The sequence below is a fragment of the Chromobacterium sp. FG89 genome, assembly GCF_057808735.1.
In genome coordinates, this window is record NZ_JBMDIQ010000015.1 from 98098 (window position 1) to 111603 (window position 13506).

12 protein-coding genes are annotated in these 13506 nt (G+C 64.1%); 10 read left to right on the forward strand and 2 right to left on the reverse strand.

Annotated elements, in window-relative coordinates; all coding sequences use genetic code 11:
• Positions 1–145 precede the first annotated feature (145 nt).
• From cysG to msbA, 10 genes are all read left to right on the forward strand, one after another.
• On the forward strand, positions 146–1537 hold the full coding sequence (gene cysG, locus ACODRW_RS15705; RefSeq protein WP_488906132.1) for a siroheme synthase CysG: 1392 nt from the start codon (positions 146–148) through the stop codon (positions 1535–1537).
• Between the two features lie 200 nt (positions 1538–1737).
• Positions 1738–2133: a PTS sugar transporter subunit IIA gene (locus tag ACODRW_RS15710; protein ID WP_253314210.1), complete on the forward strand. Its 396-nt coding sequence runs from the start codon at positions 1738–1740 to the stop codon at positions 2131–2133.
• Positions 2120–2389: an HPr family phosphocarrier protein gene (locus tag ACODRW_RS15715; RefSeq protein ID WP_019100446.1), complete on the forward strand. Its 270-nt coding sequence runs from the start codon at positions 2120–2122 to the stop codon at positions 2387–2389. Before ACODRW_RS15710 ends, ACODRW_RS15715 begins: the two co-directional genes overlap by 14 nt.
• A 22-nt stretch (positions 2390–2411) precedes the next feature.
• Positions 2412–4151 (forward strand): phosphoenolpyruvate--protein phosphotransferase, encoded by a 1740-nt coding sequence (gene ptsP / locus ACODRW_RS15720; protein WP_107800734.1) that lies wholly within the window; start codon positions 2412–2414, stop codon positions 4149–4151.
• Positions 4152–4170: 19 nt separating this feature from the next.
• Positions 4171–5253: a putative lipopolysaccharide heptosyltransferase III gene (rfaQ, locus tag ACODRW_RS15725; protein ID WP_107801982.1), complete on the forward strand. Its 1083-nt coding sequence runs from the start codon at positions 4171–4173 to the stop codon at positions 5251–5253.
• Positions 5250–6404 carry a glycosyltransferase family 4 protein gene (locus ACODRW_RS15730; RefSeq protein WP_488906133.1) on the forward strand — a complete coding sequence of 385 codons (1155 nt, stop codon included), beginning with the start codon at positions 5250–5252 and terminating at the stop codon, positions 6402–6404. Before rfaQ ends, ACODRW_RS15730 begins: the two co-directional genes overlap by 4 nt.
• Entirely contained in the window at positions 6401–7522 is a 1122-nt protein-coding gene (locus ACODRW_RS15735; protein WP_488906134.1) for a glycosyltransferase family 9 protein, read from the forward strand. Before ACODRW_RS15730 ends, ACODRW_RS15735 begins: the two co-directional genes overlap by 4 nt.
• Positions 7425–8837, forward strand: coding sequence for an O-antigen ligase family protein (locus tag ACODRW_RS15740; protein ID WP_488906135.1), 1413 nt, complete (start codon positions 7425–7427; stop codon positions 8835–8837). The genes ACODRW_RS15735 and ACODRW_RS15740 overlap by 98 nt, the downstream gene beginning before the upstream one ends.
• Positions 8830–9933: a glycosyltransferase family 4 protein gene (locus tag ACODRW_RS15745; RefSeq protein WP_235086242.1), complete on the forward strand. Its 1104-nt coding sequence runs from the start codon at positions 8830–8832 to the stop codon at positions 9931–9933. The genes ACODRW_RS15740 and ACODRW_RS15745 overlap by 8 nt, the downstream gene beginning before the upstream one ends.
• 51 nt (positions 9934–9984) lie before the next feature.
• Positions 9985–11745 carry a lipid A export permease/ATP-binding protein MsbA gene (gene msbA, locus ACODRW_RS15750; protein WP_488906136.1) on the forward strand — a complete coding sequence of 587 codons (1761 nt, stop codon included), beginning with the start codon at positions 9985–9987 and terminating at the stop codon, positions 11743–11745.
• Between the two features lie 100 nt (positions 11746–11845).
• Here msbA and ACODRW_RS15755 read toward each other — a convergent pair whose 3' ends face one another.
• Together ACODRW_RS15755 and aroB are read right to left on the reverse strand one after the other, a co-directional pair.
• Positions 11846–12229, reverse strand: coding sequence for a type IV pilus assembly protein FimV (locus tag ACODRW_RS15755; RefSeq protein ID WP_488906137.1), 384 nt, complete (start codon positions 12227–12229; stop codon positions 11846–11848).
• Between the two features lie 197 nt (positions 12230–12426).
• Positions 12427–13506, reverse strand: a complete 1080-nt coding sequence (gene aroB / locus ACODRW_RS15760; protein ID WP_488906138.1) for a 3-dehydroquinate synthase — start codon at positions 13504–13506, stop codon at positions 12427–12429.

Here is a 13506-nt window from a genome sequence, read left to right on the forward strand (position 1 = left end):
CTCCGGAGGCGCGATGGCGCGCAAAGCTGCCATGATGGCACCAGGCGCAAAACAGGGCGCTTTTCGTAATATTGATAGCATTCGCCAGCGTCGTTTTTATGCAACAAATGCAGTATGCTGCAAACATTGTTGCGGAGCTGGCCATATGGATTACTTCCCGATCTTCCTTAAATTGCAAGGCGCTTCCTGTTTGCTGGTGGGCGGCGGCGAGGTGGCGCTGCGCAAGGCGAGGCTTTTGCTGTCCGCCGGCGCGGAGCTGACGTTGGCGGCGCCGGAGTTGACGCCGGAGCTGGCCGAGATGGCGCGGCAGGGGCAGTTGACGCATTTGAGCGCCTGTTTCGAGCCGGCCCAAGTACGGGGCCGGCGCCTGGTGGTGGCCGCCACCAACGACCGCGAGATCAACCGCCAAGTGTCGATGTCCTGCCAGGCCTTGAATATCCCGGTCAATGTGGTGGACGACCCGGAATTGTCCAGCTACATCACCCCGGCCATCGTGGATCGTTCCCCCCTGCTGATCGCCGTCTCCTCCGGCGGCGGCGTGCCAGTGTTGGCGCGCTTGATTCGCGGCCGGCTGGAAAGCCTGATTCCCAGCGGCTTCGGCCGTCTGGCGCGCTTTGCCGCCGGGTTTCGCGACCGGGTCAAGGCCGGCATTCCCGACGTCGAGCGGCGGCGGGTGTTTTGGGAGTCGGTGCTGGAGGGGCCGCTGGCCGAGGCGGTGATCAACGGCGACGAAGCCGCCGCCGAGCAGGCGATGGAGCGCCGCTTGGAGAACGCCGACGCGCAGACGGCGCAGGGCGCGGTCTATCTGGTGGGCGCGGGACCGGGCAATCCGGATTTGCTGACCTTCCGCGCGTTGCGCTTGATGCAGCAGGCCGACGTGGTCTTGCACGACAATCTGGTGGCGCCGGAACTGCTGGAACTGGTGCGGCGCGACGCCGAGCGCATTTACGTGGGCAAGGCCAGGGCCAACCATGCGTTGCCGCAAGGCGACATCAATCTTTTGATGGTAGAACTGGCGCAACAAGGCAAGCGGGTGCTGCGGCTCAAGGGCGGCGATCCGTTCACCTTCGGCCGCGGCGGCGAGGAGATCGAGACGCTGGCGGCGCACGGCGTCGCCTTCGAAGTGGTGCCCGGCATCACCTCCGCCAGCGGGGCGGCGGCGTACGCCGGCATCCCGCTGACTCATCGCGACTACGCGCAGTCGGTGACCTTCGTCACCGGCCACAAGCAGGATGGCAGCATTCACCTTGACTGGCCGGCGTTGACTCGGCCGGCCCAGACCGTAGTAGTCTACATGGGGGTTTCCACCGCCCAGGAGTTGTGCCGGGCCTTCATCGAACACGGCAAGCCGGCGACGACGCCGGCCGCCGCGGTGGAGTGGGCCACCACCGAGCGTCAGCGCACGGTGGCGGGCACGCTGGAAGACCTGCCGGAACTGATGTCCAAACATCATATCGCGTCGCCCGCCCTGATCATCGTCGGCGAGGTGGTGGGCTTGGCGGATAAGCTGGGCTGGTACCGGAGCCGGGTGTGCTGACGTTTTTTTGCCGTTGCGCTGGCCGAGAAAAGCGCGCTATACAAGGCGGAGGGCCGCGGTTTAAAGCTGACGCCGGCCGCCTCTGGCGGAATACTGCTGATACAATGGCGGACTGACGTGTTGATCAACCTTTTTGCTTCAGCGTCCCGGCTCTGCGCCGACGACGCTGCCAACATGAAGAATCAGGCATGGTAGGTGTATTGATAATCGCGCATGGCGACCTGGGGCGCAGTCTGGCGGATTGCGCCAGGCATATCCTGGGCCGAGAGCCGGAAAATCTGGCGGTGATGGCGGTCGACAAGACCGATGACCCGGAAAGCAAGCAAGCCGAAGCCCAGTTGTTGGTGGACAGGCTGGACGCGGGCGACGGGGTGGTGATCCTGACCGATATGTATGGCGGCACGCCGTCCAATATCGCCAGCCGGCTGATCCGGCCGGGGCGGGTGGAGGCGGTGGCCGGGGCGAGCCTGCCCATGGTGGTCCGAGCCTTGTGCTATAGCAGCCAGCCGTTGGAGATCGTCGTCAGCAAGGCGATCACGGGCGGCCTGGAGGGCGTGCTTTATATTATTCCGGGGGAAGGCAATGCTGCGAATTGAAGTCGAAATCATCAACAAGCTCGGCCTGCATGCACGCGCTTCCAGCAAGTTCACCCAATTGGCCAGCCGCTATAAAAGCGATATCTTCATCGCGCGCAACAATCGCCGGGTCAACGGCAAGAGCATCATGGGCGTGATGATGCTGGCGGCGGCCAAGGGCGCGACCGTGGAACTGGAAGTGAGCGGGGAGGATGAGCAAGTGGCGCTGGACGCCCTGGTGGCCCTGATCAACAACCGGTTCGACGAGGCCGAATAAGCCGGAGTCTGAGGATGGGACGATGAGCATCATCCTGCACGGGGTGGCCATAGGCGGCGGCATTGCCATTGGCCGCGCCCATTTGATTTCGCGCAGCATGGACGATGTCGCGCATTATCTGCTGGACGACGAGGAAGTCCCGGCGGAATTGGCGCGTTTCGACGAAGCGATTCGCGACACCCGCAAAGAGCTGGAAATGCTGTGGGGCAGCATTCCTGAGAACGCGCCGGCGGAGCTGGGTGCCTTCCTGTCTTTGCACATCATGCTGTTGGGCGACGTCACCATCTCGCGCGAGCCGCGCGAAATCATAGAGAAACAGCGCTGCAACGCCGAGTGGGCGTTGAAGCTGCAATGCGAGTCCTTGGTCGAGCAATTCGACGCGATCGAGGAAGACTATCTGCGCGAACGCAAGAACGATGTGCTGCAAGTGGTGGAGCGCATTTTCAAGAACCTGGACGGCGACGTACCGCAGCTGCCGGCGCCGGAGGATCTGGTCGACGACCACATTCTGGTGGCGCACGATCTGTCGCCGGCCGACATGGTCTATTTCAAGGATTCCAACTTCGCCGCCTTCATCACCGACGTGGGCGGCGCCACCTCGCATACCGCGATTTTGGGGCGCAGCCTGGACCTGCCGTCGGTGATCGCCCTGCATCATTCGCGCGAACTGATCCGCGAAGACGAGCTGATCGTCGTCGACGGCTTGCAAGGCGTGGTGATCATCAATCCGGACGATTTGGTGCTGGCGGAGTATCGACGCCGGCTGCGCGCCTGGCGCGACGCAAGGCGCAAGCTGTCGTCCATCCGCAAATCCAACGCCAAGACCCAGGACGGCACCGCGATCGAACTGCTGGCCAATATCGAGCTGCCGCAGGACGTGGAAGACGTGCGCAAGTCCGGCGCGGTGGGCGTGGGCCTGTTCCGCAGCGAATTCCTGTTTCTGGGGCGCGACACCTTGCCGGACGAGGACGAGCAGTACGAGGCCTACCGGCACGTGGCGGAAACCCTGAAGGGTTTGCCGGTGACCATACGCACCATGGATCTGGGCGCGGACAAGAATCCGAAATGGCTGAACCACGCGGTGGCGGACAATCCGGCGCTGGGCCTGACCGGCATCCGTCTATGCCTGGCCGAGCCGCTGATGTTCCGCGCGCAGCTGCGGGCGCTGCTGCGCGCCTCGGTGCACGGCAAGATCAAGGTTCTGTTCCCCATGGTCAATTCCTTGCCGGAGCTGAAGCAGGCGCTGGCGCAGTTCGAATACGCGAAGCAGGAGCTGCGCGAGGAAAACATCGCCTACGCCGAGGACATCGAAGTGGGCGCGATGATTGAAATCCCGTCGGCGGCGCTGGTGGTGGGCAGCTTTCTCAAGCATATCGATTTTCTCTCGGTGGGCACCAACGATTTGATCCAGTACACGCTGGCGATCGACCGCAACGACGACTCTGTCAGCCATTTGTACGACCCCATCCATCCGGCGGTGCTGAAACTGATCCTGCACACCATCAAGGCCGGCATCAAGGGCGGGGTGCCGGTGTCGGTGTGCGGCGAGATGGCCGGCGACGCCCGGCTGACGCGTTTGCTGCTGGGCATGGGCCTGCGCAAGTTCTCCATGCATCCGGCCAACTTGCTGGCGGTCAAGCAACAGGTGCTCAATACCCACCTGGATCAGATCGCGCCGATTACGGCGCGCATGCTTAGAAGCGAAGACCCTGATAAAATCGCCGATCTTTTGCAACAATTGAATGCCGAGCCGGGTGTCTGATCCGGCTTTTTCCTTTCTTATGCTGAACGATCCCATCGACCTGAACGCCGTGCGGCGGGTGTTGGTCATCAAGCTGCGCCACCACGGCGACGTGCTGCTGACTTCTCCGCTGTTTTCCGCGCTGCAACAGCAGGCGCCGCATCTGGAGATCGACGCGCTGGTTTACCACGACACCCGGGAAATGCTGAGTCTGCATCCGGCTATCGCGCAACTGCACACCATAGATCGCGGCTGGAAAAAACGGGGGCCGCTGGGCCAGGCCCGGGCCGAACTGGCCCTGCTGAGCCAGTTGCGCGCCCGCGGCTACGATCTGGTGATCACGCTGACCGAGCATAATCGAGGCGCCTGGCTGGCGCGTCTGCTTGCGCCGCGCTGGTCTGTGGGCCCGCAGGGCCCTTACGGCCGCTTCTTCAAAAAGAGCTTCACCCACCGTTATTTGCAGGTGCCGGGCAATCGCCGCCACACGATTGAAATTCATCTGGACGCCTTGCGGCGCATCGGCGTGTATCCGGACGCAAGCCAGCGCGAGCTGGTTTTGGTGCCGGGGCACAACGCCGAGGCCACGCTGGCGGCCAAGCTGGCCGAGCGCGGTCTGCGGCCCGGCGCTTACATCCTGGTGCATCCGACCTCGCGCTGGTCGTTCAAGAGCTGGCCGGCGGAGAAAATGAGCGCCTTGATCGACGCCTTGAGCGCGCGCGGCGAACAACTGGTCTTGTCGGCCGCGCCGGGCGCGGAAGAAATGGCGATGATCGCCGACATCGAAGCGCGGCTGGAACGGCCGGTGGCCAGCCTGGCCGGCGCGCTGAGCTTGAAGGAGTTGGCGGCGGCGATAGACCAGGCGCGTTTGTACATCGGCGTGGATTCGGTGCCCATGCATATCGCCTCGGCGATGAAAACGCCGTGCGTGGCCTTGTTCGGGCCATCTGGCGATATCGAATGGGGGCCGTGGCAGGTGCCGCACCGCGTGGTGTCCGAGCCCATGCCCTGTCGCCCCTGCGGCAACGCCGGTTGCGGCGGAGGCTGGCAAAGCGAATGCCTGCAACGCATCGATGTGGACACGGTGTTGGCGGCGGTGGATGCGGTCTTGAAGGAAAGCGCATGAAGCGGCTGGCGATTATCCGGCAGAAGTACAATCCGGCGGGCGGCGCGGAGCGCATCGTCAGCGCCATCGTCAAGCAATTGCAGACCGGCGGCGAGTTCAGCCCGCTATTGATCAGCCGCAATTGGGAGAGCCTGCCGGGCGTGGAAACGCTGCGGGTCAAGCCATTTTATCTGGGCAGCGTCTGGCGCGACTGGAGCTTCGCCCGCGCCGCGCGCGCCGCGTGGACGCAGGCCGGCGCCGATCTGGTGCAATCGCACGAGCGCATTCCCGGCTGCCATGTGTTCCGCGCCGGCGACGGCGTGCACGCGGCCTGGTTGGACGCGCGGCTGGAAGGCCGGCCCTGGTGGCGGCGGCTGAGCACCTTTTGCAATCCTTACCACCATTTCATGCTGCGCACCGAGCGCGCGATGTTCCGGCATCCGGCCTTGCGTGCGGTGATTTGCAATTCGGCCTTGGTGCGCGACGACGTGGTCGGCCGTTTCGGCGTGGATCCGAAGCGCTGCGCGGTGATCCACAACGGCGTGGACAGCGGGTTTTTCAATCCGGCGGCGGCGCGCGAGCAGAGGGTGGCGCTGCGCGAGCATTACGGCATTCCGCCGGAGGCGCCGACGCTGGTCTACGTGGGCTCCGGTTTCGAGCGCAAGGGCGTGGAGCAGGCGCTGCGCGCCGTCGCGCCGCACGCCGCCGTGCATCTGGTGGTGGTGGGCGGAGACAAGAAGCTGGCGCGCTATCAGCGGCTGGCGGCCCGGCTGGGTTTGTCCGAGCGCGTACACTTCACCGGTCCGCAGCGCGATGTGCGCAGCCATTACGGGCTGGCGGACGGCTTCATCCTGCCGACGCTGTACGAGCCGTTTGGGTCGGTGGTGATCGAGGCGATGGCCTGCGGTTTGCCGGTGCTGACCAGCACGCGTTGCGGTGGCGCGGAGCTGCTGGAGCCGGGCGTCACCGGCTGGTTGGCCGCGGCGGGAGACGCCGCCGCCTGGCAAGACAATGTGGCGGCCTGGCTGGCCGCGCGCGCGGACTGGCCGCGCAGCGGCGAGCTTGCGCGCGCGCGGGTGGCGGGTTTGAGCGAGGGCGCTATGGTGGCGCAGATGCTGGCCTTGTACCGGGAGCTGTCGCTTGGCGACGGCGAAGGCGGGGCCGGAGAATGAGGCCGGGACGTTTTCCCGGGCGTTTGCTGATTTTCACGGCGCTGTTGCTGAGGCTGCCCTGGCAATGGCTGCGCCGCAAGCCGGATCTCGAGCGCACGCGCCGGGTATTGATCCTGCATCAGTTTCTGCTGGGCGACGCCTTGATGGCGACCAGTCTGTTGGCCAAGGCGCGCGAGCGTTTTCCCAAGGCGGAGATCGTGCTGGCCTGTCCGCCGGGACAAGCGCCGTTGTATGCGTCGCGGCCGTACGGCATTCGGGCGCTGCCCTGGCAGCCGCGCGATTTTGCCTCGATTCGGCGCTTGTTCGCCGAAGCGCGCTTCGATATCGCCTACCTGATGGGCGAAAACCGGCTCAGCTTTCTCGCCCGCGCGATAGGCGCCCGCTGGATCGTGGGCTTTGCCGGCGAAACGCCGCGCTATAAAAACTGGCTGCTGGACGAGGCGGTGGCGTACGCCGGGCAGCCGGAAGCCTGGACCGATACCGCCGCGCGCTTGATCGACGGACCCGAGCCCCAGCCGTTTCGTTTGCGGGATTGGCCGGTAGCGGCTGAAGGGCTGCCGCCCTTGCCGCCGCGTTTCGTCGTACTGCACGTGGGCGCGAGTTCGGCGACCCGCTTCTGGCCCGCGGCCAGTTGGAACCGGGTCGCGGCCACGGCTCGGGCTTGCCGTTGCGTGGTGTTGTGGTCGTGCGGGCCGGGGGAGCAGCATCTGCTATCGGCCGTCGAGCTGGGGCCGGACGATATCGTCATGGCCGGCACGCTGAGCCTGGCGCAATTGCGCTCCGTCTTGAGCCGCGCCCGCGCCTGCGTGTGTCCGGACACCGGCATCGCGCATCTGGCCAAAGTGGCGGGCGCGCCCTTGCTGATGTTGTTCGGGCCGGGCAGCGAGACCTTGTTCGGCGCGAGCCGGTTTTTCTCCGGCTTCACCTGCGTCGGCGTCGGCCCGGCATGGTTTCCCTGCCGCAATCAGCGCAGCGTGCATTATCGCGATGTCGATTGGGCCTTGCGTTGTTTCAGAAAATTTGGCGATCAGGCCGGCGAATGCCGCCAGGCGCAGTGTATGGCGGCGCTGCCTGCCGGGCAGGTGGCCGAAACTTTGGAAAAACTTCTGCATGAATGATCATCTGAGCTTAGAGCCGCGCTGGCATAGCCGTTTGGCCATCGGCCTGTCCTTGTTGTTTCTGACCTTGGCCAGCGTGTCTCATACGATTGCGCTGCGTTATGTGATCCTGTTGTTGATGCTGGTTCTGGTGGCGAAAGACTATCCCGAACTCAAACGCCACTGGCGCGAGCAGCGCGGGCCTGTCGCGGCCATCGGCGCGTTCCTGTTGTTCGCCTGGCTGCATAGCGTGTCGCTCTCGATGTGGCCGGAAGCCTCCGCCGGCGAGTTCCGCAGCCAGCTATTGATGGGAGGCTTGTGGTTTGTGGCGGGCCTGGCTTTGTTCCGCCCCCCTCGGCGCTGGACGATTTCGGACTTGGTCATCCTCGCCGGTTGCGTCTTGGCCTTGACCGAGTTTAGCCATGGCGCTTATGTCTATCTGACTACGGGCTTGTGGCCGTATAACGAGGTGTACACCACCGCCACCAAGCTGGAATTCACCTTCTTCATGAACTTTGTATTGGCCTTCGTCGTGGCCGCGTTTTGCTTTGGACAACGCGGGACCCATCCGCTCACGCGCTTTCCCCGCTGGTCGCTATGCTTGGCTGCGGCTTTGATTCTGTTTGTCAGCCTCAAGGCGGGCGCGCGCAACGGCATGATCGGTCTTGTCTACCTGATGCTGTCCATGCTGCTGGTGTATTCCGTGTTTGAAGGGCTGAAGATAGGCTGGGGCAAGACTTTGCTCATTGCCGGCGTGGTCCTGGCCGCGGCGGGCAGCATCGCCGCGTATACGATCAAGCAGGATAGCCGGAATCAGGTGTTTGTGGAGTCGGCGACTGCCGGATGGCACTATGCCGACACCAAGGCCTGGCTGCGGATGGAGCCCTATCCTAAGTTGTCAAATGGCATGCCGGTAGATGATTCTGCTTATGAGCGAGTGGCCTGGATTCACAGCGGCCTGGACCTCATCGCGGCCAAGCCCATGGGTTATGGCTATAGCCGCAACGCCTTCACCAATGCGCTGACGGCGACGGGGCACCCCAATCAGGTGGGCCACAGCCACAGCGGTTTCATCGACCTTGGCGTGGGCCTGGGCGTGATCGGCGTCGCGCTGTGGCTGGCGTTTTGCGGCGTGCTGATCTGGACCGGCTATCGGGCCTTCCGTCTGCGCCGCGACACCTTGGGTCTGGTCTTGATGTTGGTGACCTGCGGCTTTCTCGGACGCATGTTGCTGGAAAGCGTGAACAAGGATCATATGCTGCATCTCTTCTTGTTCACCGCCGCCGCCTTGCTGGCGGAGTTGAGACAGCGGGAGAAAGGCGCCGCGCATGCGTGATTGGGTGCTGTTCACCGAGTCTTCCCCCAATGTCGGCGGGCAGGAGTTGCAGTTGATGCAGCAGATGCGCCTGCTGGGAGAGCGCGGTTTTCGTACGGTGCTGGCCTGCCGGCCGCAGACGCGAGTGATGGAGGTGGCTTGTCAACGCGGGCTGGAGGTGCTGCCGCTGCGCTTTCGCAACAGCCTCCACATGCCGTCCATCTTGGCCTTGAGCGCTTGGATGCGCCGTCATCGTCCGCGGCTGGCCATTTGCCACAGCGGCCACGACAGCAATAATCTGGCCATTGCCGCGCGGCTAATGGGGTGCGGCCGGCCCTTTCTGCTGCGCTCGCGCACTTATCAGCCGGGTCAGGCGTCGGCCTGGAGCTATAACCAGCTGATGGACGCGACCATGTTGCCCAGCGCCTATCTGAAGCGTTGTTTGCTGGAGAACCCGGCCATCCGCCCTGAAAAGCTGCATGTGGTCTATCCCGGCATTGATTTCTCCGCCTTGGATCAGGCCGCCGCGCAGCCCTTGCCGGCGGAGCTGGAGCAATGGCTGTCCCGTTCTTCCGGCCCTCTGCTGGTGCAGGCGGCGATGTTGCGCGGCGAGAAGGGGCACAGGACGGTGTTGGCGGCCTTGGACTTGCTGAGAGACAAGTGGCCGGATGCGCGTTATCTGATTGCCGGAGAAGGGCCGGAGCAGCAGGCGATCGCCGGGCTGGCGCGGCAGTTGGGTTTGCAGGATAGAGTGTTGTTGGCCGGGGTGGTGAGCCCGGTGGCCGCCTTGTTGGCGCGCGCCGACCTGGTGTTGATGCCGTCCAGCTACGAGCCGCTGGGCATGTCGCAGATCGAGGCGCTGGGCCTGGGCGTGCCGGTGATCGCCAGCGACACCGGCGGCATTCCCGAGACCATGCGCAATGGCGAAACCGGCGTGTTGGCGCCGCCGGAGGATAGCGCCGCCTGGGCCGCGGCGATCGACCAGGCGCTGAGCCGGCCGGAGATGATGAAAGCCTGGGCGCAAGCCGGGCGCGTCGATGTGCGCGCCCGCTTCGCGCCGGAGCGGAACGTGCGGCGGATCCTGGAACTCAGCGGCCTGGATGCGCCGGGGATTTGACGACTGGCTTGATGACCGCCCGCGGACGCGGGCGTTGGATGATAGGAACGAATGAAGAATTCTTTGCAAAGCAACTGGGCGATTTATCGCCGTTTGCTGGGATATTTGGGCCGTTACTGGAAGGTCTTCCTGATCTCGCTGGTGTCGATGACGGTGGCGGCCTTGACCGAGCCGGCCTTCGCCCGCCTGATGAAGCCCTTGATCGACAGCGGTTTCGTCAACCGCGATCCGCATGCGATCGCCTGGGTGCCCTTGGCCATCATCGGCGTGTTCGCGGTGCGCGGCGTCACCAGCTTCATCAATGAATACACCTCCAGCTGGCTGACCGGCCACTTGGTGCAAACGCTGCGCGAACAGATGTTCGCCAAGATGCTGCGTCTGCCGGTGCAATACTATGCCGACAACCAGTCCGGCCGTCTGGTGTCGCGGATTTCCTACGACGTCAACCAGGTGACCGAAGCCGGCTTCAGCGTGATCACGGTCACGGTCAAGGACGGCGTCACCGCGGTCAGCCTGCTGGCCTGGCTGCTGTATATAGACTGGCAGCTGACCTTGATCTGCTTGCTGGTGCTGCCGATTGTCTCCCTGTGCATGCGGGTGGTGGGCAAGCGCCTGCGCAATCTATCGCGCGAGAACCAGCAGAATATGGCCATGTTGACCCAGGTGCTGGGCGAGGGCATCAGCTGCCAGCGCGTGATCAAGGTCTATGGCGGCGAAGCGCGCGAGAGCGAGCGTTTTCAGCAGGCGGCGGCGGCCATCCGCCGCAACGCGGTTAAGCAGAGCGCGGCCACGTCCGCCAACACCGGCATCACGCAGTTGATGATTGCCTGCGCGCTGGCCGCCATCCTGTATTTCGCCACGCTGCGTGCCCAAGGCGGCGCTTTCACCGCCGGCGATTTCATGTCCTTTCTGACCGCGATGATGTTGTTGTTCGCGCCGGTCAAGCGCATCACCGGCATTGCCCAGGCGATGCAACGTGGCTTGGCGGCGGCGGAATCGGTCTTCGATTTTCTCGATCTGCCGGAAGAGCCCGATCACGGCCGCACCGCCTTGCCGCGCACGCGCGGCAAGCTGCAGCTCTCAGGGGTTAACTTCCGCTATCCGACGGCGGAGCGGCAGGTGCTGCGCGACATCAATTTGCAGGTCCATCCCGGCGAGACCGTCGCCCTGGTGGGCTCGTCCGGCAGCGGCAAAACCACCTTGGTCAGCTTGATTCCGCGGTTTTATGATCCGGACGGCGGCGAGATCCGTCTGGACGATGTGCGCCTGCAGGACATGCCCTTGAGCGATCTACGCCGGCATATCGCCATGGTCAGCCAGGACGTGGTGCTGTTCAACGACAGCGTGGCGGCCAATATCGCTTACGGCGAAGCCTCGTTCAGTCGCGAGGCGGTGGAGGAGGCCGCGCGCGCGGCCAATGCGCTGGAGTTCATCGAGGCGATGCCGGAAGGTTTCGACACCCTGATCGGCGAAAACGGCGTGCGTCTGTCCGGCGGACAGCGTCAGCGGCTGGCGATTGCCCGCGCTTTGTTGAAGAACGCGCCCTTGCTGATTCTGGACGAGGCGACTTCGGCGCTGGACACCCAGTCCGAACGGCTGGTGCAGAGCGCGCTGGAAAACCTGATGAAGAACCGCACCACCATTGTGATCGCCCATCGGCTGTCGACGATAGAGAACGCCGACCGCATCGTGGTGATGCATCAGGGCGAGATCGCCGAAGAGGGCTCGCACGCGCAGTTGCTCGCGCGTGACGGGCTCTACGCCAAGCTGCACAGCCTGCAGTTCAAGGACGAGGACGCCGCCGCGGATTGAACGGGCGCTGCGACGAAATCAAGCCGGCCAGGGCGGGAGCCATGGCCGGCTTGACTGCATCGAGGACTCAGAACGCGTTTACGACTCGCAAGCTAAGACGTCAGAGTTTGATTTCGAACAGCGGATCTTGCGGCGCCAGCCGACGACCGTTTTCCTGAATGGTGTGCCAGACCGGCTGGCCTTGCACTTGGGATTGAACGTCGCGCGCCAGCGAGCAATAGGCTTCGCGATTGCATTCGCTGGAATAGGCCCGCAACAAGGTGACCTTGGCCGGCAGATCGTCCGGATTGTCTCGCAGCGAATCTTTCAGCACCCGCACCGCGTCGCGGGTGCGGCCGTAGGCGAGAAAAACCTCCGCCTCGCCCACCGGATCGATGCCGCGTTGGCACGGCTTGGTGTAACGTATTTTCTTCCATAAGAATCGCAGGGCGTAATATCCCGCCATCAGTCCAAAACTGGCGGCAAACGCGCTCAACGCTACCATGTGGCTTCTCCCCTTCCGCTTTGCAACGACTTGGCCTCGCCGGCGGCTCCCCGACATTGTGCGCTCTGGCTTCAAGCTTTGCGCGGGGTGTCCCTGCCGGCCTTCTCCATCTCCAGTAGATTCATTATTCTGATGAAGCGGCGCAAGCGGCAATCCGTAGAAATCCTTATTGAATCTGTACCGATGCCGTTTGAGCGCTAACTATTATTGTTCAGTATTTTCTCGAGTATCGCAGAGGGCAGGCCGGCCTGAATAGCGGCTTGGCCCAGTTGTTGCAATAGCACGAACCGGATGGTGCCGGCTTCCACCTTCTTGTCGTGGCTCATCAGCTCCAGCCAGCGCGCCAGCGGCATCTGCGGGCTCTTGACCGGCAGGCCGGCGGCGGCCACCAGGCTGCGCACGCGTTCGACGTCGGCGGCGGACAGCCAGCCCAGTTCGGCGGACGCGGCGGCGGCCAGCACCATGCCGGCGCCTATGGCTTCGCCATGCAACCAGACGCCGTAGCCCAGGCCGGCCTCGATGGCGTGGCCGAAGGTGTGGCCCAGGTTGAGCAGCGCGCGCACGCCGTGCTCTTTTTCATCCTGGCCGACGATGTCCGCCTTCATCTCGCAGCTGCGCTTGACCGCGTGCTGCAGCGCGTCGGGATCGCGCGCGCGCAGGCGCGGCATATTGTCCTCCAGCCAGCCGAGGAAGGCGGCGTCGCCCAGCAGGCCGTACTTGATCACCTCGGCGAGGCCGGCGGACAGCTCGCGTTCCGGCAGCGTATCCAGCAGCGACATATCGGCGATCACCGCCTTGGGCTGGTAGAACGCGCCTATCATGTTCTTGCCCTGCGGATGGTTGATCGCGGTCTTGCCGCCGACCGAGGAGTCGACCTGCGCCAGCAAGGTGGTGGGGATCTGGATGAAGGGCGCGCCGCGTTGATAGCAGGCGGCGGCGAAGCCGGTCATGTCGCCGATGACGCCGCCGCCCAGCGCGATCAAGGTGGTCTTGCGTTCGGCGTTGCGCGACAGCAGCGCGTCGAAAATCAGGTTGAGTGTGTTCCAGTCCTTGTGCCGCTCGCCATCCGGCAAGACGACGCTGAAGGAGTCAATCCGGTGTTTGGCCAGCGCCTGTTGCAGCCCGGCCAGATACAGCGGCGCCACGGTCTCGTTGCTGACGATGGCGACCTTGGGCAGGGGCAGATGGGGAAGCAGCAACTCGACCTGTTCCAGCAAGTCCCGGCCAATGTGAATCGGGTAACGGGTGTCGGGCAGGATCAGGTCGAGGGTAATCAC